The sequence below is a fragment of the Acinetobacter sp. AYS6 genome (assembly GCF_025630795.1).
Taxonomy (GTDB): Bacteria; Pseudomonadota; Gammaproteobacteria; order Pseudomonadales; family Moraxellaceae; genus Acinetobacter.
In genome coordinates this window covers 24,070-50,711 of sequence record NZ_JAOTNV010000007.1, presented here as the reverse complement: position 1 = coordinate 50,711, position 26,642 = coordinate 24,070, and the positions used below count along the sequence as shown (strand labels likewise).

The following is a 26,642-nucleotide window of genomic DNA, read 5'->3' as shown; positions in this document are numbered from 1 at the left end:
GAAATACCGTGAATTTGAAAACTGTTTCCGGCTCTGCTGTTGAATTGTCTGAAGTTGCTTTCGGACGTGAATTTAACGAAGCTCTTGTACACCAAGTTGTTACTGCTTACTTAGCAGGTGGTCGTCAAGGTACTCGTGCTCAGAAGTCACGTGCAGACGTTTCTGGCGGTGGTAAAAAACCATTCCGTCAAAAAGGTACTGGTCGTGCTCGTGCGGGTTCTACTCGTAGCCCTATCTGGGTTGGTGGCGGTAAAACTTTTGCTGCTCGTCCACAAGATTGGTCTCAAAAAGTAAACCGCAAAATGTACCGCGGTGCAATGCAATGTATCTTAGCTGAACTTGTTCGCCAAGATCGTCTTGTATTAGTTGAAGAGTTTGCTATTGCAGCTCCAAAAACTAAAGAATTGCTTGCTAAGCTTGGCGATTTAAATGCCGCTCGTGCATTGATCGTTACTGAAGCTGTAGATGAGAACTTATATCTTGCAGCACGCAACCTTCCGCATGTAGATGTGGTGGATGCAACTGCAATCGATCCTGTAAGCTTGATCGCGTTTGATAAAGTTGTGATGTCTGTAGCTGCTGCTAAGAAAATTGAGGTAGAACTCGGATGAACAACGAACGTATCTATCAAGTCCTTAAAGGACCAGTCTTCTCAGAAAAGGCACAAGTTTTAGGTGATACTGTTGGCGTTCAAGTATTTAAAGTAGATATCAATGCTACTAAACTTGAAGTCAAAAAAGCAGTTGAAAAACTTTTTGGTGTAGAAGTTGTTAAAGTTAACACTACTATTACTAAAGGTAAAACTAAGCGCTTTGGTAAAACATTAGGACGTCGTTCTGATGTTAAAAAAGCATACGTCACCCTGAAAGCCGGCCAAGATGTTGAAATGGCTGACTTGGGCGATACCGCTGAAAGCGCAGCGGAATAAGGACGAAAATTATGCCGATTCAAAAATGTAAGCCAACGTCTCCAGGACGTCGCTTTGTAGAGAAAGTGGTTCATGATCACCTTCACAAAGGCGCGCCTTACTCACCGTTGGTTGAAGCAAAAAAACGTACTGGTGGTCGTAATAATAACGGTCACATTACAACTCGTCACGTTGGTGGTGGTCATAAGCAACACTATCGTATCGTTGACTTTAAGCGTAACAAAGACAGCATTCCAGCTGTTGTAGAGCGCATTGAATACGATCCTAACCGTACAGCACATATTGCTTTGTTGAAATATGCTGATGGTGAGCGTCGTTATATCATTGCACCTAAAGGCTTACGTGCTGGCGATAAAGTACAATCTGGTAACGATGCTCCAATTCGTCCAGGTAACTGCTTGCCACTTCGTAACATGCCGATTGGTTCTACACTTCATAACGTTGAACTTAAAATTGGTAAGGGTGCGCAATTAGCGCGTTCTGCTGGTGCTTCTGTTCAGTTGTTGGGTCGTGATGGTTCTTACGCGATTGTTCGTCTTCGTTCAGGCGAAATGCGTAAAATTCATGTTGAATGCCGCGCTGTAATTGGTGAAGTTTCTAACCAAGAAAACAACCTTCGTTCATTGGGTAAAGCTGGTGCTGCGCGCTGGCGTGGTGTTCGTCCTACCGTACGTGGTATGGCGATGAACCCAGTTGATCACCCGCACGGTGGTGGTGAAGGGCGTAATAAAGGTATTCAACCTGTAAGCCCATGGGGTCAAAAAGCTAAAGGGTACAAGACACGTACCAATAAGCGTACGACTAAGATGATTATTCGCGACCGTCGCGTCAAGTAAAGGAATCTGACTAATGCCTCGTTCTCTGAAAAAAGGCCCATTCGTCGATGCGCACTTGTTCGCTAAGGTTGAAGCGGCTGTTGCTAGTAACTCTCGCAAGCCGATTAAAACTTGGTCTCGTCGTTCGATGATCCTTCCAGATTTTGTTGGTTTAACAATTTCTGTTCATAATGGTCGTAATCACGTTCCAGTAATTGTTACTGAGCATATGGTTGGTCATAAACTCGGTGAATTCGCGCCAACTCGTACCTATCGTGGTCACGGTGTTGACAAGAAGTCTAAACGTTAATAGGTGTCATGATGGAAGTAACTGCTAAATTACGCGGTGCCGCTATCTCGGCACAAAAGGCACGTTTGGTTGCAGATCTTATTCGCGGCAAATCTGTTGCGCATGCTTTAAATATTTTAAACTTCAGCAATAAAAAAGCTGCTGTTTTAGTAAAAAAAGCATTGGAATCTGCGATTGCAAACGCTGAACACAATAACAGTTTAGATGTTGACGATCTTAAAGTTTCTACGATTTACGTTGATGAAGGTGTTAGCCTTAAACGTATTATGCCACGTGCTAAAGGCCGTGCAGATCGTATTACGAAGCGTACTTGTCACATCACCGTTAAGGTAGGGGTTTGATATGGGTCAGAAGGTTCATCCAATCGGTATCCGCCTAGGTGTTGTGAAACGTCATAACGCTAACTGGTATGCGAGTCCGAAACAATACGCTGAATACTTGCTTAAAGATCTTCAAGTTCGTGAGTTTTTAACTAAAAAACTTAAGAATGCGATGATCAGCAACATTCTTATCGAACGTCCATCAGGCGCTGCTAAAGTAACAATTAGCACAGCTCGTCCTGGTATCGTAATCGGTAAAAAAGGCGAAGATATTGAGAAATTACAGCGTGAACTTACCAGCATTATGGGTGTTCCTGCGCAAGTAAGTATCAATGAAATTGATCGCCCAGACTTAGATGCGCGTTTAGTTGCTGAAGCAATCGCTTCTCAATTAGAAAAGCGTGTAATGTTCCGTCGTGCTATGAAGCGTGCGGTTCAAAACACTATGCGTGCTGGTGCTAAAGGTATCAAAGTTGAAGTGTCTGGCCGTTTAGGTGGTGCAGAGATTGCTCGTACAGAATGGTATCGTGAAGGTCGTGTACCTTTACATACATTACGTGCAGACATTGACTATGCGACTGTGCGTGCAGAAACAACTTACGGTACGATTGGTGTTAAAGTTTGGATTTTCCGTGGTGAGATTTTAGGTGGCATGAAACAAGTCATGAACCCTGCTCCTGCTGAAGATCGTCCAGCTAAACGTGGTCGTGGTCGTGGTGAAGGTCAAGAGCGTCGTGGTCGTCGCGGTGACCGTGCTGCTGACAAGGGAGAATAATCCATGTTGCAACCTAAACGTACCAAATTCCGTAAGGTGCACAAAGGCCGTAATACTGGTCTAGCGCATCGTGGTAGTACAGTATCATTTGGTTCGATTGCAATTAAAGCAACTGAACGTGGTCGTATGACTGCGCGTCAGATTGAAGCTGCACGTCGTACTATTAGCCGCCGTATTAAGCGTGGTGGTAAAATCTTTATTCGCGTATTCCCGGATAAACCAATTACTCAAAAGCCTCTTGAAGTGCGTATGGGTAAAGGTAAGGGTAGCGTGGAGTACTGGGTTTGCCAGATCCAACCAGGTAAGATCCTGTACGAAATTGAAGGTGTGAACGAAGAATTAGCGCGTGAAGCATTTGCTTTAGCTGCTGCTAAACTTCCGTTTAAAACCACTATCGTGACTCGGACGGTAATGTAATGAAAACTAAAGATTTACGTGAAAAGTCGGTAGAAGAGTTGAAAGCTTTGCTTGATGAGCAACAGCTTAACCAATTCCGTCTTCGTATGGCGAAAGCAACTGGTCAGTTGGGTAAATCGCACGAAGTGCAAGTTGCTCGTAAGACAATTGCTCGTATTAAGACACTCCTTACCGAAAAACAGGGGAACGGACAATGAGTGAAAAAACAGTCCGCACGTTAACCGGCAAAGTCGTAAGTGACAAAATGGATAAATCTATTGTTGTTCTTATTGAACGCCGCGTTCAACACCCGTTGTATGGCAAGTCAATTCGCCGTTCAACTAAGTTACACGCTCATGATGAGAATAACGTCGCTAAAATTGGTGATGTTGTGACAATCAAAGAAAGCCGCCCAATTTCTAAAACTAAAGCTTGGACTTTAGTGGAAGTAGTTGAAGCAGCTGCTGAGTAATTCGACGTTCTTGTTGCATCATCGGTCAATTTCGAGTACTCTTTGAGCCTTTCGAAATTGTGACCGGTGATGCTCGGTTTTGGAGTAGGGCAATGATTCAAACCGAAACTATGCTCGACGTAGCAGACAACAGTGGTGCTCGCCGCGTACAATGTATTAAAGTACTTGGTGGTTCACATCGTCGTTATGCTTCTGTTGGCGACATTATTAAAGTTACTGTAAAAGAAGCAATCCCACGCGCACGTGTTAAAAAAGGTGACGTGATGAATGCGGTTGTAGTTCGTACTAAATTCGGCATTCGTCGTCCAGATGGTTCTGTGATCCGTTTTGATGATAATGCTGCAGTTATCCTGAACAACAACAAAGCTCCGATTGCTACTCGTATCTTCGGACCAGTGACTCGTGAACTTCGTACTGAACAGTTCATGAAAATCATTTCATTGGCTCCTGAAGTTCTATAAGAGGCAATCATGGCTAAGATTAAAAAAGGCGATCAAGTTATTGTGATCGCAGGTAAAGAAAAAGGCAAACAGGGTACTGTATTGTCTGTTTCTGAAGACCGCGTTAAGGTTGAAGGCCTTAACTTAGTGAAGAAGCATCAAAAGCCGAATCGTGTAACTGGCGCTGAAGGCGGTATCGTTACTCAAGAAGCTTCGCTTCATATTTCAAACGTGGCAATTTTAAATGCTACAACCCAGAAGGCTGACCGTGTTGGTTACCAAGTGATTGATGGCGTGAAAACTCGCGTTTATAAATCAAATGGTGAATCAGTGGCGGTAGCGAAGTAATAGGTTGAAAAGGCAATGGCCAGACTTAAAGCACGTTACAATGATGAACTTAAAGCAAAGTTAAAAGAAGAACTTAGCATTAAGAACGTGATGGAAATTCCACGCATCACAAAAATTACCCTAAACATGGGTGTAGGCGCAGCTGCAACTGATAAGAAATTATTAGATGGCGCTGTAGTCGACATGCAATTAATTGCTGGTCAAAAACCAGTAATTACACTTGCTCGTAAATCTATCGCAGGTTTTAAAATCCGTGATGGTTGGCCGATTGGTTGTAAAGTTACTTTACGTGGCGACCAAATGTACGAATTCTTGGATCGTTTGATCTCAATCGCAATCCCTCGTATCCGTGACTTCCGTGGTTTCTCTTCGAAATCATTTGATGGTCGTGGTAACTACTCGATGGGTTTGAAAGAGCAAATCGTTTTCCCTGAAATCGATTTCGATAAGATTGATCGTATTCGTGGTATGGATATTACTATTACTACGACTGCTCGCACCGATGACGAAGGCCGTGCGCTTATGCGTGCATTCGGCTTCCCGTTCAAATAAGAGGTCGATATGGCTAAGAAAGGTATGATTAATCGCGAATTGAAACGCGAAAAAACAGTTGCTAAATACGCTGCAAAACGTGCTGAATTAAAAGCTACAATTGCAAACGTAAACGCAAGTGAAGAAGAGCGTTTCGAAGCGACGTTAAAGTTACAAGCATTGCCACGTAATGCATCTCCGGTACGTCTTCGTAACCGTTGTGGTTTAACTGGTCGTCCTCATGGTTACTTCCGTAAGTTCGGTTTAAGCCGTAACAAATTACGTGACACAGTAATGCAGGGTGATGTGCCAGGCGTTGTTAAGGCAAGCTGGTAAGGAGCGACTAAATGAGTATGCAAGATACCGTTGCCGACATGCTAACACGTGTTCGTAACGCACAAATGGCTAAGAAACAAACTGTTTCTATGCCTTCTTCTAAGTTGAAAGTTGCTATTGCAAACGTACTTCAACAAGAAGGTTATGTTTCAAACGTAGAAGTTGCTCAAGAAGAGACAAAATCTACTTTGACAATTACTTTAAAATATTTCGAAGGCAAACCAGTTATCGAAATGGTTAAGCGCGTAAGCCGTCCAGGTCTTCGCCAATACCGTGGTAAAGATAAACTTCCAAGCGTTAAGCAAGGTTTAGGTATTGCAATTGTTTCTACAAGCAAAGGCATCATGACTGATCGCGCTGCACGTGCTGCGGGCGTCGGTGGTGAAGTTATTGCTTTTGTTTCTTAATAGGTGATTCCTCATGTCTCGTGTGGCTAAAGCCCCAGTAACTGTACCGAATGGTGTAACAGTTACTCAGAACGGCCGGCAGGTCGAAGTGAAAGGCAGCAAAGGTACGTTGTCTTTCAACCTGCATGCGCTGGTCGAGCTAAAACAGGAAGAAGGTAAACTTCAACTTGCTCCAGTTAAAGAATCGAAAGATGCTTGGATGCAAGCTGGTACTGCTCGCGCTGTATTGAATAACCTTGTAAAAGGGGTTAGTGAAGGCTTCGAACGTAAGTTGCAGCTAGTTGGTGTTGGTTATAAAGCTGCGGTTAAGGGTACTGTTGTAAACCTTAACCTTGGTTACTCACACCCAATTGACTACGCTTTACCTGAAAGTGTAACAGCGGAAACTCCAACTGCAACTGAGATCATTTTGAAATCAGCAAACAAGCAGTTGTTAGGTCAAGTAGCGGCAGAAATCCGTGCGTATCGTTCTCCTGAACCATATAAAGGTAAAGGTGTTCGTTATTCGGATGAAGTCATTCTTCGTAAAGAAGCTAAGAAGAAATAAGGCGCGAGGTTCTTATGAACGAAAAGAAACAAACCCGTTTGCGTCGTGCGAAAAGCACACGCTTGCACATCCGTGCATTGGGTGCGACTCGTTTGTGTGTAAACCGCACTCCGCGTCACATCTATGCTCAAGTTATTTCAGCAGATGGTGGCAAAGTTTTAGCACAAGCTTCAACTTTGGATGCATCTTTACGTAGCGGTACTACAGGTAATGTAGACGCTGCTACTAAAGTAGGTGCTTTAATCGCAGAGCGCGCGAAAGCAGCTGGTGTAACTAAAGTTGCATTTGACCGTTCTGGTTTTAAATATCATGGTCGTATCAAAGCCTTGGCTGATGCTGCTCGTGAAAACGGCTTGGAGTTCTAATCATGGCTAAAGTTGAACAAAACGAAGGTCTTGTTGAAAAGCTGGTTGCCGTTGATCGTGTAGCCAAAGTTGTTAAGGGCGGTCGTATCTTCTCTTTCACAGCATTAACTGTTGTGGGTGATGGTAATGGTCGTGTTGGTTTTGGTCGTGGTAAAGCACGTGAAGTTCCAGCTGCTATTTCTAAAGCACTTGAAGCTGCGCGTCGCAACATGATTACTGTAGACCTTGCTGGTACTACTTTACAACACCCTGTGAATGCTCGTCATGGTGCAAGCCGTGTATACATGCAACCTGCTTCTGAAGGTACTGGCGTAATCGCTGGTGGCGCAATGCGTGCCGTTCTAGAAGCTGCAGGCGTGCATAACGTACTTGCTAAATGTTATGGTTCTACTAATGCTGCAAACGTAGTAAACGCAACTTTCAAAGGTTTGCGTGATATGACTTCTCCTGAGAAAGTCGCTGCGAAACGTGGTAAATCAGTAGCAGAAATTCAAGGGTAATCAATCATGAAAACGATTAAAGTTACCCAGACTAAATCTTCTTCACATCGCTTGAAAAATCACAAGCTTTGCTTACAAGGTTTAGGTCTGCGTCGTATTGGTCATACTGTAGAAGTGCAAGATACGCCTTCTAACCGCGGTATGGTCAACAAAGTCTACTATATGGTTAGTGTAGAGGAATAAGCCATGACTCTGCGTTTAAATGAGCTTGCGCCTGCAGAAGGTGCAAAACGTGAAAACCGTCGTTTAGGCCGTGGTATCGGTTCTGGCGTTGGTAAGACCGGTGGCCGTGGTGTCAAAGGTCAAAAATCACGTAAAAGTGGTGGCGTTCGTCCAGGCTTTGAAGGCGGTCAAACAGCGATTTATCGTCGTTTACCTAAATTCGGTTTCACTAGCCAAATCGCTTTAAAAACTGCTGAAGTACGTTTATCTGAGTTAAGCAAAGTTGAAGGCGACATCGTTAGCCTAGAAACTTTGAAAGCTGCGAATGTTGTTCGTCGTGACCAAATTCGTGCTCGTATCGTACTTTCTGGTGAAATCACTCGTGCATTCACTGTTCAAGGTGTTGCATTGACTAAAGGCGCTAAAGCTGCGATTGAAGCAGCTGGCGGCAAAGTCGAGGAGTAATCTCGAGTGTCTATGTCTCCTAGTTCTTCAGGTCATGTCAACATGATGAAAGGTCAGCCATTTCATGTGAAATATCGTGAAATTATTCGCCGGATGAGTTTTCTAATCGGTGCATTGCTGGTCTTTCGACTAGGAGCGCATATTCCAGTACCAGGCATTAATAATGCTGCGTTAGAAAATTTATTTCATGCGAACCAAGGAACTATTCTTGGGCTATTCAATATGTTTTCTGGCGGTGCTTTAGAGCGAATGTCTATTCTTGCTTTAGGGATTATGCCTTACATTTCTGCATCAATTATTGTGCAGTTAATGTCAACGGTAATTCCTTCACTAGAATCCTTGAAAAAGGAAGGTGAGCAAGGTAAGCGTAAAATTAATCAATATACGCGTCAGGGTACATTATTGCTTGCAGTGGTTCAGGCAGTTGGTATGTGCGCAGGTTTGATTGGTCAGGGTATTACTCTGTCAGTTGGTCTTGAGTTTTATATACCAGCAGTTACATCACTTGTCGCTGGAACTATGTTCTTAATGTGGCTAGGTGAACAAATCACTGAAAGAGGTATTGGTAACGGTATCTCAATGATTATTTTTGCTGGTATTGTTTCTGGTTTGCCTAAATTAATTATGCAATCAGTTTCATCAGTAGATAATGGTCAGACAAGCTTAATTGGTCTGGTGATCTTTGGTCTTTTGTCTGTAGGTGTATTGGCTGCCATTGTGTTTATTGAAAAAGCACAACGTCGTATTCCAGTAAACTATGCACAAAAGCAGCAAGGTCGTCGTATATTTACGGCACAGCAGACACATTTGCCATTGAAAATTAATATGGCTGGTGTAATTCCTGCGATTTTTGCAAGTTCTTTACTATTGTTCCCAGCGAGTCTTGGTCAATGGGTGGGAAGTGCAGATGCAAATGCTGGATTCATTAAGCGTAGCTTACAAGATTTAGCTTTAGTATTGTCGCCTGGACAGCCTTTGTATTTGGTGCTCTTTGGTGCGTTAATTATCTTTTTCTGTTACTTTTATACGGCTCTAGTATTTAGTCCTAAGGAAGTATCAGAAAATCTAAAACGCAGCGGAGCTTATGTGCCTGGTATTCGCCCAGGTGAGCAAACTGCTCGTTACTTAGATCATATTCTTAATCGTTTGACGTTTATTGGTGCGATTTATATTACGGTCATTTGTTTAATGCCAATGATTCTACAAAGTTCTTTTGGGATCCCATTCTCTTTGGGTGGTACATCATTACTAATCGTAGTTGTCGTTGTTATGGACTTTATGGCTCAGCTACAAGCGCACTTAACATCTCATCAATATGATAATCAAACATTAATGAGAAAAACGACTGCTCATCCTAAGGGATAAGCGCACTTAGAGGTTTCATCATGAAAGTACAAGCTTCTGTAAAGAAAATTTGTGGTAGCTGTAAAGTTATCCGTCGTAATGGGGTTATTCGCGTAATTTGTAGCGCAGAACCTCGTCATAAGCAGCGTCAAGGTTAATCTAATCAAGACCTGTTGATTTCAGTAGGCGAATTGGGTTAATATCCGCCCCTCAAGATTTTGTGGGGCGGTTGATTATCTCTACTGCCTTTTTGGAGAAAGTGAATGGCTCGTATTGCCGGTGTAAACATTCCGGATAACAAGCATGCTGTTATCTCCCTCACTTACATCTTTGGTGTCGGTCGCCATACTGCTAAGAATATCTTAGCTACAGTTGGTATTACTGAAACTACTAAGATCCGTGAGTTGGACGATGCTCAGCTTGATGCGATTCGTGCAGAAGTTGCTAAGGTTCCTACCGAAGGTGACTTACGTCGCGAAATTTCCATGAACATTAAACGTTTAATGGATTTGGGTTGCTATCGCGGCCTTCGCCATCGTCGCAGCTTGCCTGTCCGTGGTCAACGCACCAAAACTAACGCACGTACCCGTAAAGGTCCGCGCAAACCGATTAAAAAGTAAGATTTCTGGAAGCTAAAAGATGGCTAAAGATACTCGCACACGCAAGAAGGTCACTCGTACCGTCTCTGAAGGTGTTGCACACATTCACGCGTCTTTTAATAACACCATTGTTACGATTACTGATCGTCAAGGTAATGCATTGGCTTGGGCCACCTCTGGTGGACAAGGCTTCCGTGGTTCACGTAAATCAACTCCGTTTGCTGCTCAGGTAGCTGCTGAAGTTGCTGGTAAAGCAGCTTTAGATTACGGTTTGAAAAATCTGGATGTCCTTGTAAAAGGTCCTGGTCCAGGTCGTGAGTCTGCGGTTCGTGCATTAGGCGCAGTGGGTTATAAAATTAACAGCATTACCGATGTGACGCCAATTCCTCACAACGGTTGCCGTCCACCTAAAAAACGTCGCGTGTAAGGAGAAACATTCATGGCTCGTTATATTGGTCCAAAATGCAAACTCTCTCGCCGCGAAGGGACAGACCTGCAACTTAAATCTGGCGTTAAACCATTTGACGTCAAAACTAAAAAAGCTAACAAAGCACCTGGTCAACATGGTCAGGCACGCGGTGGTAAGCAATCTGAGTATTCACTACAATTACGTGAAAAACAAAAAGTCCGTCGTATTTACGGTGTGTTAGAACGTCAATTTAGTAACTACTATAAAGAAGCAGCTCGTGTTAAAGGCGCAACAGGTGAGAACTTGTTGAAATTGCTTGAAAGCCGTCTTGATAACGTTGTTTATCGCATGGGTTTTGGTTCTACACGTGCAGAAGCTCGTCAGTTAGTAAGTCACCGTAGCATTACTTTGAATGGTCGTCGTGTAAACATCGCATCTATTCAAGTTAAAGCTGGTGATGTAATTGCGGTACACGAAGGTGCTAAACAACAGTTGCGTATTAAAAACGCGATTGAGTTAGCTGCACAACGTGGTATTCCAGCTTGGATGGATGTTGATCATTCTAAGCTTGAAGGTACGTTTAAAGCTGCACCAGATCGTGCTGATTTACCTGCTGAAATCAATGAAAGCTTGATTGTAGAATTGTATTCTAAATAATCCTTGAGGTAGCAATAATGACGCGTACTGCAAACGAGTTTCTAACTCCGCAAGCGATCAAGGTCGAAGCGGTTAGCGGGACCTCGGCAAAAGTGATTCTAGAACCTTTAGAGCGTGGTTTTGGCCACACTCTAGGTAATGCTTTACGTCGCATTCTATTGTCTTCTTTACCTGGCGCTGCTGTGGTTGAAGTAGAAATAGAAGGTGTCGAGCACGAGTACAGTACTTTAGAAGGCTTGCAGCAGGACATCGTCGAGCTCTTGCTGAACCTAAAAGGATTGTCTATTAAGCTGTTCGATCAAAATGAAGCATATTTAACATTAGAGAAACAAGGTCCTGGCGAAATTACTGCTGCTGACCTTCGTTTACCTCATAATGTTGAAGTGGTTAATCCAGAACATTTGATTGGTACTTTGAGTGCTTCAGGCTCATTAAAAATGCGCTTGAAAGTTGCTCAAGGTCGTGGTTATGAAACATCTGATTCTCGTTTCCCTGAAGGCGAAACACGTCCTGTTGGTCGTTTGCAATTAGATGCTTCTTATAGCCCGATTAAACGTGTGTCTTACACCGTTGAAAACGCGCGTGTAGAACAACGTACCGATTTAGATAAACTGGTAATCGACCTCGAGACAAATGGAACGGTTGATCCTGAAGAAGCAATCCGTAAAGCGGCAACAATCTTGCAACAACAAATTGCAATTTTTGTTGATCTTCAGAAAGACCAAACTCCAGTTGCTCAAGAGCCTCGTGAAGAAGTTGACCCAATCTTGCTTCGCCCAGTAGATGATCTAGAGCTTACTGTTCGTTCTGCTAACTGTTTGAAAGCAGAAAATATTTACTACATTGGTGATCTTGTTCAACGTACTGAGGTTGAGTTGTTAAAAACTCCTAACCTTGGTAAGAAATCGTTAACAGAGATCAAAGATGTTTTGGCATCGAAAGGCTTACAACTCGGTATGCGTCTTGAAAACTGGCCACCAGCTAGTCTTCGTATGGACGACCGTTTTGCCTATCGTAGCCGTTAATTAAGTAGGACTATCACCATGCGTCATCGTAATAGTGGTGTGAAATTAGGCCGTACAAGCAGCCATCGTAAAGCGATGTTCCAAAACTTGGCTAATTCTTTATTTGAACACGAGTTGATCAAAACAACTGTGCCTAAAGCTAAAGAATTACGTCGTGTTGCTGAGCCTTTAATCACTCTAGCAAAAAACGATACTGTAGCAAATCGTCGTTTAGCATTTGCTCGTACTCGTAATGCTGCAACTGTAGGTAAATTATTTACCGTACTCGGCCCTCGTTACAAAGAACGTAACGGCGGTTATCTACGTGTTCTTAAAGCGGGCTTCCGTGCTGGTGATGCAGCACCGATGGCTTACGTTGAGCTTGTAGATCGTGAAGTGAACACTTCAGCTGAATAATTGATTTTATTCAAAAAAAGACCGGTTTTATACCGGTCTTTTTTATTTTTAATAATTAATAAAATTATAAAAATGTCCCCAAGTGACATAAAAAAACGGATAAACGGTCAAACTTGACATTGTGTATTGTCAAAATTGTGCTTTAATAAACTTATATTCTCAACAATGGGTATAAAAATAAAATGGAAAAGCAAGTTGATATTTTAATCATTGGCGCAGGTATCTCAGGAATTGGAATCGCTGCTCATTTATCAAAAAATTCTCCACAACGCCAATTTGAAATTTTAGAGCGTCGTGAATCTTTTGGTGGAACATGGGATCTTTTCCGTTATCCTGGCATTCGCTCAGACTCAGATATGTCTACATTCGGTTTTAATTTTAAACCATGGTGTAAAGCGAATGTATTAGCTGATGGTGCTTCTATTAAAGGGTATTTAGGCGAAGTAATTGATGAATATAAATTAAAAGAAAAAATTCACTTTGGTCATCGTGTACTTTCTGCTAATTATGATTCTGAATCAAAAAAATGGCAGGTTGTAATTGAGGATAGTAAGAAGAAACAACAGACTTGGATTGCTAATTTTGTTGTAGGGTGTACTGGTTATTATAATTATGATCAGGGATATGCTCCTTCTTTCCCAAATCAAGAAGCGTTTAAAGGGCAACTCATTCACCCACAGCATTGGCCTGAGAATTTAGATTATACAGGTAAAAAGGTCGTTATTATTGGTAGTGGCGCAACAGCAATTACTTTAGTACCGGCAATGGCTAAAGGTGGAGCTGGTCACGTCACTATGTTGCAGCGTTCACCAACATATATTGCTAGTGTACCGTCTATCGACTTCATCTATGAAAAAACTCGTAAATTTATGTCTGAAGAGACAGCTTATAAATTTACTCGTGCACGTAATATTGGTATGCAACGCGCTATTTATGCGTTATCTCAGAAACATCCAAAGACTGTACGTCGCTTACTCTTAAAAGCAATTGAAGTGCAATTAAAGGGTAAAGTTGATATGAAGCACTTTACACCTTCATATAATCCTTGGGATCAACGTCTATGTGTAGTACCTGATGGTGATTTATTTAAGATTTTGCGTGAAGGGAAAGCAAGTGTAGAAACAGATCAAGTTGAGAAATTTACTGAAAAAGGTATTTTACTTAAATCTGGTAAACACCTTGACGCGGATATCGTGATTTCTGCAACAGGTTTACAAGTACAGATTATGGGTGGTGTTCAGGCTACTCTTGATGGAAAACCAATCAACTCATCTGAACATATGCTTTATAACGGCATAATGCTAAGCGATGTACCCAATATGGCTATGATTATTGGCTATGTAAATGCATCATGGACGCTTAAAGTTGATATTGCTGCTGAATATATTTGTCGCTTATTAAATTATATGGACAAAAATAGTTATGATGAAGTGATTCCATCGGGTGATAAAACTGTGATGGAAGAAGATACCGTAATGGGTAAACTATCTTCAGGCTATATTAACCGTGCAGCACATGAACTTCCAAAACAAGGTAAACGTGCTCCATGGCAGGTGACCAATAATTATTTAGAAGATAGAAAGTCCCTGAAAAATGCAAAATTTGAGGATGGTATTCTTCATTTCCATAAACGTTCTGAAGCGAATGAGCGTAAGCCAAAATTAGTATCTTAAATTATATTGAATAAAGAAAAGGGGCGTAATGCCCCTTTTCTTATGAAGGTATTAAAGTGTTCTTGAGATTAATTCTTTCATAATTTCATTTGTACCTGCATAAATTCGATTTGCTCGATGATCGATGTAGGCTCGTGCAATTGGATACTCAAGCATGTAACCATAACCACCATGCAGTTGAAGACATTCATCTACAATTTTTGAGAACATGTCTGAAATTTTATATTTTGCAGCTGCGGCAGCTTCCACACTTAATTTTTCTTCAAGTTGTAATTCCATACAGCGATCTAAATAGGTACGACAGAAATCTATCTCTGTTCTCAGCTCAGCAAGTTTAAAACGCGTATTTTGGAATGCGCTAATAGGTTTACCAAATGCTTTACGGTCTTTCGTGTATTGAACGGTATGTGCAAATGCTGCTTCAGCTCCTGCCTGACAAATAATAGCAACTAGCATTCGTTCCCATGCTAATTCTTTCATGAGCATAATAAAGCCCATGCCTTCCATACCTAAAAGATTTTCTTTAGGAACCCGAACATTATCAAAAAATAATTCGCAGGTATCTTGGCCTTTCATTCCAATTTTATTAAGAGGCTTACCTTTGCTAAAGCCAGCGCGGTCTGCTTCAACAATAATGAGTGATAAATTTGCTGAACCTTTGTCGTTATTGCCGGTTTTACAAACCACTACGACCATGTCACATAAATAGCCGTTAGTAATGAAAATTTTAGAACCATTAATGACGTAATCATCACCATCAAGTACAGCTGTGGTTCTCACTGCTTGTAAATCAGAACCAGTACCAGGCTCAGTCATGGCAATAGCCGTGACCACTTCTCCAGTTGCCATTTTTGGTAACCACTTTTGTTTTTGTTGGTCATTACCAAAGTTGTTCACATAATTAGCAACAATATCTGAATGCAAAGAAAAGCCAGTACTAGAGTCCATAGCATAAGCTTGTTCTTCAATTAAGATCATGCTGTATAAGCGGTCTACCCCAGACCCACCGTATTGCTCTGGCATTGTGGTACACAAGAGGCCTAATTCTCCAGCCTTATTCCAAAGGTCTCGATCAACATGTTGTTGTTTTTCATATTTTTCAATATTGGGAACAACTTCCTTTTCATAAAATTTACGCACTGTTTCGCGGAAAGCTTCATGCTCTTCGTTAAATAGTTGTCTCGGTAACATATTTGGAATAGGACGGATAGCACCAGATTGCATTTGTATTTCTTCCTTGGTTCAGGTGTGATGTTATTTCCTTAAACATACGGAAGCATTTCATGCCTAACAATGTGATGAATGCTCAATTATGAGAACAAGATGATAAATTTGGTCAATTTGATATTTTTAGCGATCTTTGGAATGTGATCAGGTAAACTATGCGCACTATCAACGCAGATGGGGAAATAAATGTCTGACGAAATGACCTTGGAAGAACGTAAAGTAATTTATCGAGCACGCCGCGGCTTAAAAGAAATTGACGTCTATTTTGACCCGTATGTAAAAAACTATTATCTAAATGCGGATCCGGCAGAGAAGGCCTTATTTGCAGAATTAGTTGAACAAGAAGATCCAGATTTACTAGATTGGTTCATGGAAGTTTCTGAACCTCCACGTACAGAGTTACGTGAATTTATTTATAAATTAAAACAGTACGTACATGGCTAAACTGTTTTGATAAAAGAATTGAATTTTGAGCTGAAATATAGTCGTTTCTCGATAATATTTCAGCTTTTTATTGGCTTGAGTTTAGCAATCCTACTTTATCAATTGTTATCACCTATGTGGTGGCTAGTTAGCCTGATCCTTTTATCTATTAGTTTTTACTTTTTTTTAAAACAATCACGAATTTTTCAAATTGCCTATCTAGATCAAAAATCTTGGACAGTTGCATACTCGTCGCAAAAAATAATTTCTCGTGTGGAAATTTCTAAAATAATTGATTATCAGTTATTTATAATTATTTATTTTGAAGAGGCACCCATAAAAGTAGCTATTATTTGGTTTGATCAACTTCCTTTACAGTATTGGAAAAAATTAAAAGTCTTACAAAAACTTCATTAATTGTTAGACAATTTTACATTTGTATATTTATTTAAATTTCATAAAAAACAATAATTTAATCTTTATTTTTTTACTTGAGCTCAGGATTGTCTAATTAAAATATAGAAAAAACCTAAGGAAATACAATTGTCTGACAATTTCACCTATGGGTATCTATTTGATCGGTTAAAGTACAAACACCAACGTAAAGTGTGTCGGAGGTCTCAAAATGGAGATGCCAACATGGTCGTTCTTGGTCATTGCCATAATTTTGGCAGTGGTGATAGGAAGAGCAGGAACTTTACTCAGGGAACATCTTAGCAAAGCTAATTTTAGCAAAGTTAAGAGACAGAGGATGCAAGGTCGTCGATCAGTCAATTATTAAATTGGTTAGTCGATTAATTTCATCAAGTGTCCAGTTTATAACTGGGTGCGATTGTAGTAAGGAGGTCTCTCATGGAGATTTCAATGTGGATGTTTCTGTTAATTGCAGTAGTTATGGCTGTGGTAGTAGGAAGAGCAGGAACTTTACTTAAGGATTATATAGAACAAAAATAATATAAGCCGTTAAAAGCTTATCTCAGTTAATAAGTAGCATGTGCTGAACCGTCGCAATGCTACTTTTTTTTGCCTAAAATTTCTGTTTCCCTGAAAAACTGTCAATTTTATCTGCTGTGAAGTGTGTCAAAGTATAAGCGCTACAATTAGAGTAATTACTCTTTTATTCAAGATATGCATCTGCTAATGTACATCTGAAAAGGAAAAAACAAATTACATAGAGGACAGGAAGATGTCTAAAGTCCAAAAAATAAGCCAAGGTTTGGCGGTAAGTTTTCTTGCAGCTTCAGTTTTATCAGGTTGTTCATACGTCGTGAAAACCGGAGCAAATGTTGCTTTAGGTTTTACGGAAAAGCACGTCGTTCCGCCTATTTTGGCAATGCAAGACGCTGAAATGGTTTGTAATACTGGTAGTGCTCTAACACCTGCGATCATGTCTACTAAAGGTATGGGTGCAGATCCAACTCGTGTTGCTGTCTTAATGTATGCCGCATCAGGTGTATGTGCGGAAAACCAAGCATTAGAACAGGAGTTACGTTATTTACGCGCATCAAAAGCAGGGCAGGTCACTGAAGCTCAAGATGCACGTATTGCACAGAAGCGTTGGGCAGCAATTGCTGCTGAGCGTCAATATACAGGCTATAAGTTGTTTGCTGATCGTTGGGAATCTAAATATAAATATCATTTAGGTGATTCTTGTCCAACGATGCGTAGTGATACTGATCAAACAGTTTATTTACTTGGAATGATTAGTGGTCTTCAGGCTGTAACCAATGATATTAACTCGGGTGGCGCAGTCAATGTTCCAAAAGATATTGCTGCTATTGTAGAGCGTGGAATGGTATGTCTAGATAATGAAAAGTTCTGGGGTGCACCTAACGCAACACGTGCTGTTATCTGGACTTTATTGCCAGGCGCCGATGAAGGGAAACCTGATCCATATCAAACGTTAAAGCAATCCGTGCAAATTGGTGAGCAAAAGGGTGTTCGCTTATCTCATGCGTTATATGCAGTAGCTGCTCAAGCAAGTGGTGATGACGCAAAAATCCGTGATGCATTAAGATCCTATGCCGCATCTCAAGCTGATGATAAGCCTGTTAATCCGAACTTTAAGTTAATCGATAGTATGGCTGGTCTGATTGTACGTGGTATTTCTGACCGTTATTGGACTGAGCATACCGGTGTGCGTACTGGAGATGATGGCATGTCACATTTCTGGGATGATAAAAATGAAGGTGCAGCAGAGCTAGATGAATTGTTTGATGGAGGGGCCGCATCTGAAGCTCCAGCAGATTCATCTGCGTCACCAGCAGCACAGTAAACATATTTGAAAGACTAACTTCTTGCGAGACTATTGTTAAGTTTTACAATGGTAGCAAGAAGTTTAATTTCAAGGAGTGTGCTATGAAGGATCATGTACTGAATAATAAAGTGCTTTTGGTCGCAGTGTGCATTTCTGTATCTACCTGTCTACAGGTGTTTCCTGATACTTTTATTTATTGGCGTGAAAGTTTACTCGGTGAATTCTGGCGTTTATGGACTGCACATTGGGTACACGTTGGGTGGATTCATTTTCTTTTAAACATGATGGCATTCGCCTGTTTACCGTTTATCTTCCCGCATACCAAAGCGTGGCATCTTTTAAGTCTACTTTTGCTGTTGCCACCGTTCATTAGTTTGGTGTTCTATTTTTATTTACCTTATATCGAGGCATATGCTGGTTTGTCAGGTGTTTTACACGGGTTATATACAGCAGTTGCTTTAGTTTATTTGCAATATCGTAAAGAACGGAATTTTGCTTTTCTGGTTTTAGGATTAATTATTGCAAAACTGATATGGGAAAATACCTTTGGACAAACAGGAACGGCCCAATTAATAGGAAGTCCGGTTTTAACTGAAGCTCACTTATATGGTGCAATTGGTGGCGCAATCTTTGGGGGATGTTATTGGCTCTTTCAAAGATTAAAAAAGAAATATTGACAATACAAACTGTTAAAAAAGTGATTTTAGTCATTCTTTATTGATAAAGTTTGATGCAAATTTGATCGTTGAATAAAGGGATTGGTAGAAGGGGGATGGATTTACCCCCTGACCAAAAAAATTGCATGACTCAAGCGCCTGTTTTCAGGTTTTTGAGAGAACAAAATTGGAATATTTATGCAAGGACATCAAGAAAAAAGATCTGGATTAGGTCTGCTGGGTTATATATGGAACGAATGGATCTCAACATTCGTCATCCTCATTTTGCTATTAATGACTCTAATCATTGGTACCGGGGAAATGATCCACGGACAATTATTACGTATCGGGGAGCGTCTTTATGGTGATCCTGCGATAGGCATGCAATATTCATTTTTGCGTGCTGAACCTGAAAAGCCGACTTGTGATCGACATCCAAATATCGATGCTCAAGTAAAAGAACAAATGAAAGCCAATGCATCTGATGATTTTTCAAGTTTCTTTGGTGCAGCATCGGAAAGTGATGTCCGTGCATCGCTACTCGCTGCGCAGCAACAATGTGACGAGAAATATCAGGCATATGACAAGACAATTAAATATATCGAAGCTAACCCAGGAGTGCGTACTTACCGTGCTATCGAGACAGGTTTCTTTGGCATTTTTAAGTTTGGTACAGAAAATCGCGCAATTTTACTGATTTTTATGGTTCTAATTTCTGCGATTACAGCATCGCTAAAATTTCACCATATTGGCTTACGTAATCCAGCAACCAAAATAGATTACAAAGTCTATTCCATCTTTATGGTGGTTGCTAATGCGCTACTCAGTTTCTCTGTAATTAGCCAGTATCGTTCAGTGATCAATTCTGGTGTGACACCTACCTATGAAACAGTAACTATTTACTGGATATGGATGATTCTGTTTGTTGTTCTGACTTTAATTAGTCTTTATCAACTCTTTGTTTCACCTCCAGCAAAACGTGAAGGCGGTAATATTGGCTTAGCGCTACTATGCGTGCCTTTATATGCTTATATGGCTCTGATTACAGGTATCGTGTTCACATTCTTTATGGATTATCCAATGGGGCAAGGGATTTACCTTGGTTTATTGGTTGAGTTCTCAGGTATCTTCTTAAATCTTGCCTTGTTTATTTGGGCAGGTATGCTTCTAACTCAAACACGCGTTATGGATTTGTTCCTTAATGTACTTCGTCCATGGAATTTGGCACCAGAAACCCTAACATGGTTAATTCTAATTGCAGCTGCAGTACCAACGGCTTATACCGGTGCGTCAGGTATTTTCGTTATTGCAGCAGGTGCAATTATTTATAAAGAAGTCTGGAATGCGGGTGCTCGCCGTCAATATGCATTGGCCGTATCTGCAATGTCAGGTTCTTTAGGGGTGGTTGTACGCCCATGTCTATTGGTCGTATTAATTGCAATGCTGGACAGCCGTCATGTAACGTCCGATGAACTGTTTGGCCATGGTGTTTATGTATTTTGGTTAACAGCATTTATTTTCTTGGGTGTTTCATTACTCTTGGCTGAAGATAAATTCCGTGTGAATTCGCCAAAAGTAGCGATTCCAGGCATGATGCGCGCCTTTGTACCTGTAATTCCATATATTTTGATCACTGCTGTTGTTCTTGCTATTTATAAATATGCGCTAGACACAGGAATGAATGAATTTACTGCTCCAGTAATTTTACCATTAGTCCTGATCGCAATGATCTTGTATGACAAATTGGTCGCTACAAAAGAAACTCCTGCGATTAATATTCATGAGGCGATTGTTCGTGAACACGAACAGAAATCACCATTCCTTCGAGCGCATGATCCACATAGTTCTCAGTTCCGTCTTGGTTTTGGTGGAGCACTTCGTTTTGCAACTTCAGAAACTGTAGGCCATATTGGCGCACTAATCATCTTGATGGCATTATCTGCAAGTGTTGGTGGTTTAATTGAACGTTCCGAAGTGGTTGAATTATTGCCGACTCATTTAGGCAGTATCTATATATCACTGGCATGTATTGCACTGCTACTTGCTATTATTGGTATGTGTACAGATCCATTTGGTGCTGTAATTTTAGTTGCTGCAACCATTGCGCCTGTAGCATACGAAAATGGTATTCATCCAATTCACTTCTGGATGATTGTGTTGGTTGCATTCGAATTTGGTTATGTAACTCCACCAGTTGCCTTGAACCATCTACTCACGCGGTTATCCGTCGGGGATGATGAGGTGAACGCTGCTGATGCGGAAGCGAAAGAGAAATATACAAGTTTCTACTTCCGTTATGAGCGCTGGCTACTACCAATTATTGTATTGTTCTCATCATTGGTATTGGTGACGTATGTGCCGTATGTGTTTAAGTTATTCGGTTGGTATCATTAACTTAAATTAAAGTATCGGTTATACAAAAAAGCCTTCCTAAATGGAGGGCTTTTTTAGTAAAGGAATTTCGTAATTTGAGGAAAAATAGGTCTGGTATTATTTTAATTAAAATAAAAAAAGCTAAAGATAGATAACTTTAGCTTTTTAACTTCCCATTGAAAACTATTGCTGTTTGAGCTGGGCTTCAAGCAATTTAACTTGTTCTTCTTTGAGTTTCGTTAATTGATCTGCATCTGCATGCTGAGCTTTTAAGGTCGCTTCCTGATCTTTTAGCTGGCGATGGATATCATCGAGTTTAGACACTTCTTCTTTTGCTAATGACTCTTGAGCAGGTACAGGCTGTTTGAGCACTTCTTCATTCACAAGTTGTTGTGAACTCGTATCCTCTGCGACAGGTTCAGAACCTGATGATGGATCCGGAGATGTGGCAGGAGCTGGTGTCGAAACAGGTTGAGGATCAACCATTGGTGAGGATGACTCGGTTTTTTTGAAAAACCATTGTGCTGCGAAAAAAAGCACTACAAGAATGCTTAAGCCCCCAATTAAAATCCACAATAGTTTTGAGTTTTGTTTTCTTTGTAGTGGCATCTCTAAGACCTTTAGTCAGGACGACGAGGCTTGAACTGTATTACTCCAACTTCATCAGGTACAGCAGGTGCTTCAGGCTCATCAATATGAGTCGGACGATTTTCGCTATAACCGCATTCGATACATTCAATCCATTCGTCTTCAGCGGTGGTTAGCATGACAATCCGATCTGTTGCTTCACATTTTGGACATTTAGCCCCAGCTATGAAACGTTTTTTCATCTTTATCACCCTAACCACACGATCAATTTAGGCCCATAGTTTAAGCGGTTTTGCTGTCATTCGTCCAACCTTGATGACGTAACAATGCGTCAATTTTAGGTTCGCGGCCACGGAAATTAATAAATGCTTCAAGTGCAGTATCTTTACCACCCACTGCTAAAATTGCCTGACGGAATTCTTGACCAGTTTGGGTGTTGAAAATACCTTCGTGTTCAAAACGATCAAATGCATCACTTGCTAAAACTTCTGCCCATTTGTAAGAGTAATAGCCAGCTGCATAACCACCAGCAAAAATATGACTGAAGCTATGTTGGAAGCGGTTGTAGTCAACAGTAGGAACAACTGCATATTGTTTACGAATATCATTTAAGGTTTGCTGAATTTGCTCACTGTTTAGTGCAGGTGTTTTAGTGTGAATAGTCAAATCAAACAATGCAAATTCAAGCTGACGTAAAGTTTGCATACCAGATTGGAAGAAACGAGCATTTAATAAAGCATCAAGTAACTCTTGTGGTAAGGTTTGTTTACTCTCAATATGCTCACTTAAAACGTCTAGACTTTCTTTATCCCAAGACCAGAACTCCATGAACTGGCTTGGTAGTTCTACCGCATCCCAAGCAACACCATGAGTTCCCGCAACCGAAATATTGTCTACTTCGGTTAGCATGTGATGTAAACCGTGCCCAAACTCATGAAATAAAGTAATTACTTCATCATGGGTGAGTAAAGCAGGCTGATCACCTACTGGCGGAGTGAAGTTACACACCATATAGCAAATTGGCTTTTGTAAACCATGAACAGTTTGCATGCGTGAACGGAAACCATTCATCCATGCACCACCACGTTTGCCCGTACGTGCATAGATGTCAAAGAAGAAGCCACCAATAACTTGGCCTTGGTCTTCTAATTCAAAATAACGTGCATCTGGATGCCAGACTGGTGCTTGTCGTTCGATAATATTAATGCCATATAAGCGCTGCACGATCTGGAATAAACCCTGAATGACTTTCGGTGCAGGGAAATAAGGTTTTAATGCTTCTTGAGATAAGTTGAATTGTTGCTGTTTAAGTTTCTCTGAATAGTAAGTGCTATCCCAAGGTTTAAGTTCATCAACATCGTCTTGTTTGGCAATATCTTGAAGTTCTGCTACTTCTTGAAGAGCAGGAGCTCGCGCATGTTTTGCTAAATCAACCAAAAATTCATGTACTGTTTTTACATCTGGCGCCATTTTGCTTGCCAGAGAATATTCAGCATAGTTATTGAAACCAAGTAACTTCGCCATTTCCTGACGAAGACTTAAAATTTCTTCCATAATTTCGCTGTTATCAAACTCAGTTTGTTCAGACTGATCAGATGCACGAGTGACATAAGCTCTATAAAGCTCCTCACGCAATGAACGGTCATCTGCATAGGTCATGATTGCAAAATAAGCTGGAAAGTCCAGCGTTGCTACAGCTTGGTCGAGTTCACGTTGTTTGCCGTACTGTTTTAATAACTCAACATTACTTTCTGGCAGGCCTTTTAGCTCAGCTTCTGTAAGGGGTTTAAAGTAAGCTTGTGTCGCATCAAGTACATGGTTAGAAAAATCAGAAGAAAGTTGTGAAAGACGCGCAGAAATGTCTGCATAGCGTTTTTTCTCTTCACCTTCTAAAGCCACACCTGAAAGTTTAAAGTCACGTAAAGCGAGGCGAATAGCACTTTGTTGGGCTGGGCTAAGCGATGTATAGCCTTGACCATCATGGATATGCTGATAAGTTTGATAGAGCGCCGTGTGTTGTCCAAGCTGAGTATAATATTCGCTTAATGCTGGTAATAATGATTGATAGACTTCTCTGGTCTCAGCATTGTTCATCACTGCATTCAAATGTGATAAAACGCCCCATGATTCACTGAGGTTGTTTTCAAGTGTATCGACTTGTTCGAGTACGGCAAGTTGTTGAGCTGTATCGGTAGGTACAGCTGTAAGTGTATTTAAAAATTCCTGACCTGCTTGAATTGCTTGCTCGATATCTTGTTTTAAATTTTCTAATTTAATTTGATCAAAGCGCGGAGTTGGTAAAGTCGCTTGTTGGAGAGTCATTGCTGTTAGCCACATTATTTTTTAAACATGGTATTAGATGTAGGTCCTGTCAGGTAGGAAATCAAGTTTAATTTGCAAAATAACCTTTTTAAAAAGAAATAAGCCTCACATTGGAGGCTTATTTCTGAATTGGCAACATCTAGGATTTAATTATTCAGCCTTTGGCTTCGCATTCGCTTTTTTCTTTTTAGGCTTAGACTTTTTCTTTACCTTTTCTGGTTTACTTTCAGTTTTTACTGAGGTTTTTTTACCAGATTTTTTGGTATAAGAGCTAGGCTTAGCTTTTTCTTTCTTTTTGTGAACAGGTCTTTCACCATCACTACCAGTTGTTTTACTGAAGACTTCTTCAGTTGCCTGTGAAGAAGTCTTAGTTGTGCGTGGAGCTCGGCTACGAACGACTCGTCCTGCATGGGTAACTTGTTGAAGGAGTTGGAAGTCAATTTTACGTTCTTCAAGGTTTACCCCAGCAACTTGAATTTTAACTTCATCACCTAAACCAAAAACTTGACCTCTATTTTGACCTACAAGAGTTTGACTTGCTTGGTCATAAATAAAGAAGTCATCACCAAGCTGACTAATATGAATCATGCCATCGACATATAAGTCTTTAAGCGTCACGAATAAACCGAATTCGGTCACTGCACTTACAATACCAATAAACTCATCACCCAAATGCTGTTGCATGTAGTGACATTTCAACCAAGTCGTTACGCTACGAGAAGCTTCATCGGCACGGCGTTCCGTTTGGGAAAAATGTTCACCCGCATCATCTAGTGCGGCACCAGAAAGAGGATAAGGTTTTTGTTTTAAGTGCGCTTTAATAGCCCGGTGCAAGAGTAAATCTGGATAACGACGGATTGGCGAAGTGAAATGAGTATATGCCTCATATGCCAAACCATAGTGGCCTGCATTTTTTGCGCCATAATAAGCTTGCATCATTGAGCGTAATAAAACGGCATGAATGCTTGGTGCATCAATACGATCTTTGGTTGCTTCAATTACTCTTTGATAGTCTGCTTGAGTTGGCTGGTCAGGGAAGGGTAGACCCAACAATTTCACAAAGTCTTTTACTTTCTGAATACGTGAAAACTCAGGAGCTTCATGCACGCGATATAACATTGGAATATCATTTTCTAACGCATATTCAGCAGCCGCTACGTTGGCAAGCAGCATGCACTCTTCAATGAGTTTATGCGCTTCATTACGCGTACGTGGCAAAATTTCTTTAATCCCGCCCAGCTCGTCAAAAGTCATATACGTTTCAATGGTTTCAAATTCCATTGCATGACGGTCAGCACGCAAGTTTTTCAAAATTTGATAAAGTTGGAAAAGCGTATTTAATGATTTATGAACATCACGATCTTTTGGAATCGCATCTGTTGCGCCTTCAAAATATTGTGCTACTTGAGTGTAGGTCAAACGCGCTTTTGAATGCATGACTGAAGGATAAAACTCATAGCCAGTTACACGGCCTGTACGAGAAAGTTTTAGGTCACAGACCATACATAGGCGGTCGACATGCGGATTCAGAGAGCACAAACCATTTGACAATGCCTCTGGTAGCATTGGTAATACAAAGTGTGGGAAGTATACCGAAGTACCTCGTTCCTCAGCTTCTTCATTAAGGGCTGAATCTAAACGTACATAATGACTTACATCGGCAATCGCGACTACAACACGGTAACCGCCACCTGGACGTTTTTCTGCATAAACTGCATCGTCAAAATCTCGAGCATCTTCACCATCAATCGTAACTAATGCTAAATCTCTTAAATCAATGCGACCTTCACGGTCTTGAGCAGATGGCTCTTTAAAACTTTCAGCTTCTTTTAATACCTGATCTGGAAATTCATATGGCAAACCAAATTCAAGAATAGTTTGTGGAATGATAATTTCTGTATCAGCTTTGTCCGCCATAGACTGAATAATATGCGCTGTTGAAAACTCTTCGCGGGTCGGATAGCTATCAATTGCAACACGTAGCATATCACCAACATTCGCTTCAGCATGTTTTACAAGTTCTTTTTCCAAAGGAATAGGCTGATGCTGATTAGGATTGTTGGGTTGAATAAAATATTCGCCATCATGAACTGACAATTTACCGATCAATTGTTTGACGCGATGTTGCAGAACCTCTGTAATAAAACCCCACGGTTTACCTTTACGGTCTACCGAAGTCTGGCGCACTCTAACTCGGTCACCATTAAATACTAAACGTAATTCACGTTCAGGAAGTAAAAGGTCAGTTTGACCATCAATATGTGCTGTACCTAAACCTTTACTATTAATATAAACAGTTGCTTCATAGGTTGGTTGATCTGCCACCAACTGAAATTTAAAACCGTCTTTCATGATTTGACCATCACGAACCATAGCGCTTAAACGATGACTTAACGCTTCGATACTTTTTTGGTCATGAATATTAAAATGATCGACAAGCTCTGCATGAGATTGTGGTGTTTGCACCTGCTCCAATGTATCTAAAATAAGAGTACGGCTTGGAATAGGATTGTCATAACGTTCAGCTTCAGCTTTCGCTTCAGGGTCAGCCCAGTTTTTTGTCATGTCGTTTGGTT

The 26,642-nt window shown here is 40.9% G+C and carries 36 protein-coding genes and 1 pseudogene; 32 read left to right on the top strand and 5 right to left on the bottom strand.

Annotated elements, in window-relative coordinates; genetic code table 11:
• The first annotated feature begins 8 nt into the window (after window positions 1-8).
• From rplD to OD757_RS10695, 27 genes and pseudogenes are all read left to right on the top strand, one after another.
• Window positions 9-611: a 50S ribosomal protein L4 gene (rplD, locus tag OD757_RS10825; protein ID WP_003653663.1), complete on the top strand. Its 603-nt coding sequence runs from the start codon at window positions 9-11 to the stop codon at window positions 609-611.
• Complete coding sequence (gene rplW / locus OD757_RS10820; protein WP_003653662.1) at window positions 608-928, top strand: 50S ribosomal protein L23; 321 nt, start codon at window positions 608-610, stop codon at window positions 926-928. The genes rplD and rplW overlap by 4 nt, the downstream gene beginning before the upstream one ends.
• Before the next feature lie 11 nt (window positions 929-939).
• Window positions 940-1,764 carry a 50S ribosomal protein L2 gene (gene rplB / locus OD757_RS10815; RefSeq protein ID WP_004789629.1) on the top strand — a complete coding sequence of 275 codons (825 nt, stop codon included), beginning with the start codon at window positions 940-942 and terminating at the stop codon, window positions 1,762-1,764.
• A 13-nt stretch (window positions 1,765-1,777) separates the two neighbouring features.
• Window positions 1,778-2,053: a 30S ribosomal protein S19 gene (gene rpsS / locus OD757_RS10810; RefSeq protein WP_001138119.1), complete on the top strand. Its 276-nt coding sequence runs from the start codon at window positions 1,778-1,780 to the stop codon at window positions 2,051-2,053.
• An 11-nt stretch (window positions 2,054-2,064) separates the two neighbouring features.
• Window positions 2,065-2,394 carry a 50S ribosomal protein L22 gene (rplV, locus tag OD757_RS10805; RefSeq protein ID WP_004639524.1) on the top strand — a complete coding sequence of 110 codons (330 nt, stop codon included), beginning with the start codon at window positions 2,065-2,067 and terminating at the stop codon, window positions 2,392-2,394.
• A 1-nt stretch (window position 2,395) separates the two neighbouring features.
• A pseudogene (rpsC, locus tag OD757_RS10800) lies at window positions 2,396-3,212 on the top strand (30S ribosomal protein S3).
• Window positions 3,152-3,565 (top strand): 50S ribosomal protein L16, encoded by a 414-nt coding sequence (rplP, locus tag OD757_RS10795; protein WP_002049688.1) that lies wholly within the window; start codon window positions 3,152-3,154, stop codon window positions 3,563-3,565. Before rpsC ends, rplP begins: the two are co-directional and overlap by 61 nt.
• Window positions 3,565-3,762 (top strand): 50S ribosomal protein L29, encoded by a 198-nt coding sequence (gene rpmC / locus OD757_RS10790; RefSeq protein WP_000849928.1) that lies wholly within the window; start codon window positions 3,565-3,567, stop codon window positions 3,760-3,762. The genes rplP and rpmC overlap by 1 nt, the downstream gene beginning before the upstream one ends.
• The gene (rpsQ, locus tag OD757_RS10785) at window positions 3,759-4,016 is read left to right on the top strand and encodes a 30S ribosomal protein S17 (RefSeq protein ID WP_001291845.1); all 258 of its coding nucleotides are present in this window, start codon (window positions 3,759-3,761) and stop codon (window positions 4,014-4,016) included. Before rpmC ends, rpsQ begins: the two co-directional genes overlap by 4 nt.
• Before the next feature lie 92 nt (window positions 4,017-4,108).
• Entirely contained in the window at window positions 4,109-4,477 is a 369-nt protein-coding gene (rplN, locus tag OD757_RS10780; protein WP_001982634.1) for a 50S ribosomal protein L14, read from the top strand.
• Between the two features lie 9 nt (window positions 4,478-4,486).
• Window positions 4,487-4,804, top strand: coding sequence for a 50S ribosomal protein L24 (gene rplX / locus OD757_RS10775; RefSeq protein WP_002116820.1), 318 nt, complete (start codon window positions 4,487-4,489; stop codon window positions 4,802-4,804).
• Between the two features lie 15 nt (window positions 4,805-4,819).
• Window positions 4,820-5,356, top strand: coding sequence for a 50S ribosomal protein L5 (gene rplE, locus OD757_RS10770; protein ID WP_004789621.1), 537 nt, complete (start codon window positions 4,820-4,822; stop codon window positions 5,354-5,356).
• Window positions 5,357-5,365: 9 nt separating this feature from the next.
• Window positions 5,366-5,671 carry a 30S ribosomal protein S14 gene (rpsN, locus tag OD757_RS10765; protein ID WP_009388045.1) on the top strand — a complete coding sequence of 102 codons (306 nt, stop codon included), beginning with the start codon at window positions 5,366-5,368 and terminating at the stop codon, window positions 5,669-5,671.
• Window positions 5,672-5,682: 11 nt separating this feature from the next.
• On the top strand, window positions 5,683-6,078 hold the full coding sequence (gene rpsH / locus OD757_RS10760; RefSeq protein ID WP_004789617.1) for a 30S ribosomal protein S8: 396 nt from the start codon (window positions 5,683-5,685) through the stop codon (window positions 6,076-6,078).
• 13 nt (window positions 6,079-6,091) lie between these two features.
• Window positions 6,092-6,625, top strand: coding sequence for a 50S ribosomal protein L6 (gene rplF, locus OD757_RS10755; RefSeq protein ID WP_009388018.1), 534 nt, complete (start codon window positions 6,092-6,094; stop codon window positions 6,623-6,625).
• A 14-nt stretch (window positions 6,626-6,639) separates the two neighbouring features.
• Complete coding sequence (gene rplR / locus OD757_RS10750) at window positions 6,640-6,990, top strand: 50S ribosomal protein L18 (protein ID WP_003653654.1); 351 nt, start codon at window positions 6,640-6,642, stop codon at window positions 6,988-6,990.
• 2 nt (window positions 6,991-6,992) lie between these two features.
• Window positions 6,993-7,490, top strand: a complete 498-nt coding sequence (rpsE, locus tag OD757_RS10745; RefSeq protein WP_003653653.1) for a 30S ribosomal protein S5 — start codon at window positions 6,993-6,995, stop codon at window positions 7,488-7,490.
• A 6-nt stretch (window positions 7,491-7,496) separates the two neighbouring features.
• A complete protein-coding gene (rpmD, locus tag OD757_RS10740; protein WP_003653652.1) occupies window positions 7,497-7,673 on the top strand; it encodes a 50S ribosomal protein L30 in 177 nt (58 codons plus the stop codon).
• Between the two features lie 3 nt (window positions 7,674-7,676).
• Window positions 7,677-8,117, top strand: a complete 441-nt coding sequence (gene rplO, locus OD757_RS10735; RefSeq protein WP_003653650.1) for a 50S ribosomal protein L15 — start codon at window positions 7,677-7,679, stop codon at window positions 8,115-8,117.
• Between the two features lie 45 nt (window positions 8,118-8,162).
• The gene (gene secY, locus OD757_RS10730; RefSeq protein WP_171061958.1) at window positions 8,163-9,482 is read left to right on the top strand and encodes a preprotein translocase subunit SecY; all 1,320 of its coding nucleotides are present in this window, start codon (window positions 8,163-8,165) and stop codon (window positions 9,480-9,482) included.
• A gap of 20 nt (window positions 9,483-9,502) precedes the next feature.
• On the top strand, window positions 9,503-9,619 hold the full coding sequence (rpmJ, locus tag OD757_RS10725) for a 50S ribosomal protein L36 (protein ID WP_000867907.1): 117 nt from the start codon (window positions 9,503-9,505) through the stop codon (window positions 9,617-9,619).
• Between the two features lie 105 nt (window positions 9,620-9,724).
• On the top strand, window positions 9,725-10,081 hold the full coding sequence (gene rpsM / locus OD757_RS10720) for a 30S ribosomal protein S13 (RefSeq protein WP_004789609.1): 357 nt from the start codon (window positions 9,725-9,727) through the stop codon (window positions 10,079-10,081).
• Window positions 10,082-10,100: 19 nt separating this feature from the next.
• On the top strand, window positions 10,101-10,487 hold the full coding sequence (gene rpsK, locus OD757_RS10715; RefSeq protein ID WP_001040166.1) for a 30S ribosomal protein S11: 387 nt from the start codon (window positions 10,101-10,103) through the stop codon (window positions 10,485-10,487).
• A gap of 12 nt (window positions 10,488-10,499) precedes the next feature.
• Window positions 10,500-11,126, top strand: a complete 627-nt coding sequence (gene rpsD, locus OD757_RS10710; RefSeq protein WP_003653643.1) for a 30S ribosomal protein S4 — start codon at window positions 10,500-10,502, stop codon at window positions 11,124-11,126.
• A gap of 17 nt (window positions 11,127-11,143) precedes the next feature.
• Window positions 11,144-12,151, top strand: coding sequence for a DNA-directed RNA polymerase subunit alpha (locus OD757_RS10705; RefSeq protein ID WP_003653641.1), 1,008 nt, complete (start codon window positions 11,144-11,146; stop codon window positions 12,149-12,151).
• Between the two features lie 18 nt (window positions 12,152-12,169).
• Window positions 12,170-12,547, top strand: a complete 378-nt coding sequence (gene rplQ / locus OD757_RS10700; RefSeq protein WP_002049717.1) for a 50S ribosomal protein L17 — start codon at window positions 12,170-12,172, stop codon at window positions 12,545-12,547.
• A 182-nt stretch (window positions 12,548-12,729) separates the two neighbouring features.
• The gene (locus OD757_RS10695) at window positions 12,730-14,220 is read left to right on the top strand and encodes a flavin-containing monooxygenase (protein ID WP_263031868.1); all 1,491 of its coding nucleotides are present in this window, start codon (window positions 12,730-12,732) and stop codon (window positions 14,218-14,220) included.
• 51 nt (window positions 14,221-14,271) lie between these two features.
• Here OD757_RS10695 and OD757_RS10690 read toward each other — a convergent pair whose 3' ends face one another.
• Window positions 14,272-15,444, bottom strand: a complete 1,173-nt coding sequence (locus OD757_RS10690; RefSeq protein ID WP_009388047.1) for an acyl-CoA dehydrogenase family protein — start codon at window positions 15,442-15,444, stop codon at window positions 14,272-14,274.
• Window positions 15,445-15,633: 189 nt separating this feature from the next.
• Here OD757_RS10690 and OD757_RS10685 point away from each other — a divergent pair, with 189 nt between their 5' ends.
• From OD757_RS10685 to OD757_RS10665, 5 genes are all read left to right on the top strand, one after another.
• Window positions 15,634-15,891, top strand: a complete 258-nt coding sequence (locus tag OD757_RS10685; RefSeq protein WP_004789602.1) for a succinate dehydrogenase assembly factor 2 — start codon at window positions 15,634-15,636, stop codon at window positions 15,889-15,891.
• Between the two features lie 6 nt (window positions 15,892-15,897).
• Window positions 15,898-16,287 carry a hypothetical protein gene (locus OD757_RS10680; RefSeq protein ID WP_263031867.1) on the top strand — a complete coding sequence of 130 codons (390 nt, stop codon included), beginning with the start codon at window positions 15,898-15,900 and terminating at the stop codon, window positions 16,285-16,287.
• A gap of 769 nt (window positions 16,288-17,056) precedes the next feature.
• On the top strand, window positions 17,057-18,145 hold the full coding sequence (locus OD757_RS10675) for a hypothetical protein (RefSeq protein ID WP_263031866.1): 1,089 nt from the start codon (window positions 17,057-17,059) through the stop codon (window positions 18,143-18,145).
• Between the two features lie 83 nt (window positions 18,146-18,228).
• Window positions 18,229-18,804 carry a rhombosortase gene (gene rrtA / locus OD757_RS10670; RefSeq protein WP_263031865.1) on the top strand — a complete coding sequence of 192 codons (576 nt, stop codon included), beginning with the start codon at window positions 18,229-18,231 and terminating at the stop codon, window positions 18,802-18,804.
• Window positions 18,805-18,981: 177 nt separating this feature from the next.
• Window positions 18,982-21,177, top strand: a complete 2,196-nt coding sequence (locus OD757_RS10665; protein ID WP_009388052.1) for a TRAP transporter large permease subunit — start codon at window positions 18,982-18,984, stop codon at window positions 21,175-21,177.
• A gap of 162 nt (window positions 21,178-21,339) precedes the next feature.
• On the opposite strand, the gene OD757_RS10660 is transcribed toward OD757_RS10665, so the two are convergent.
• From OD757_RS10660 to rnr, 4 genes are all read right to left on the bottom strand, one after another.
• Window positions 21,340-21,765, bottom strand: coding sequence for a hypothetical protein (locus OD757_RS10660; protein WP_263031864.1), 426 nt, complete (start codon window positions 21,763-21,765; stop codon window positions 21,340-21,342).
• Window positions 21,766-21,776: 11 nt separating this feature from the next.
• On the bottom strand, window positions 21,777-21,986 hold the full coding sequence (locus tag OD757_RS10655) for a YheV family putative zinc ribbon protein (RefSeq protein WP_004639498.1): 210 nt from the start codon (window positions 21,984-21,986) through the stop codon (window positions 21,777-21,779).
• A gap of 40 nt (window positions 21,987-22,026) precedes the next feature.
• A complete protein-coding gene (locus OD757_RS10650; RefSeq protein ID WP_263031863.1) occupies window positions 22,027-24,081 on the bottom strand; it encodes a M3 family metallopeptidase in 2,055 nt (684 codons plus the stop codon).
• A gap of 135 nt (window positions 24,082-24,216) precedes the next feature.
• On the bottom strand, window positions 24,217-26,631 hold the full coding sequence (gene rnr, locus OD757_RS10645; protein WP_263031862.1) for a ribonuclease R: 2,415 nt from the start codon (window positions 26,629-26,631) through the stop codon (window positions 24,217-24,219).
• Window positions 26,632-26,642: the final 11 nt, after the last annotated feature.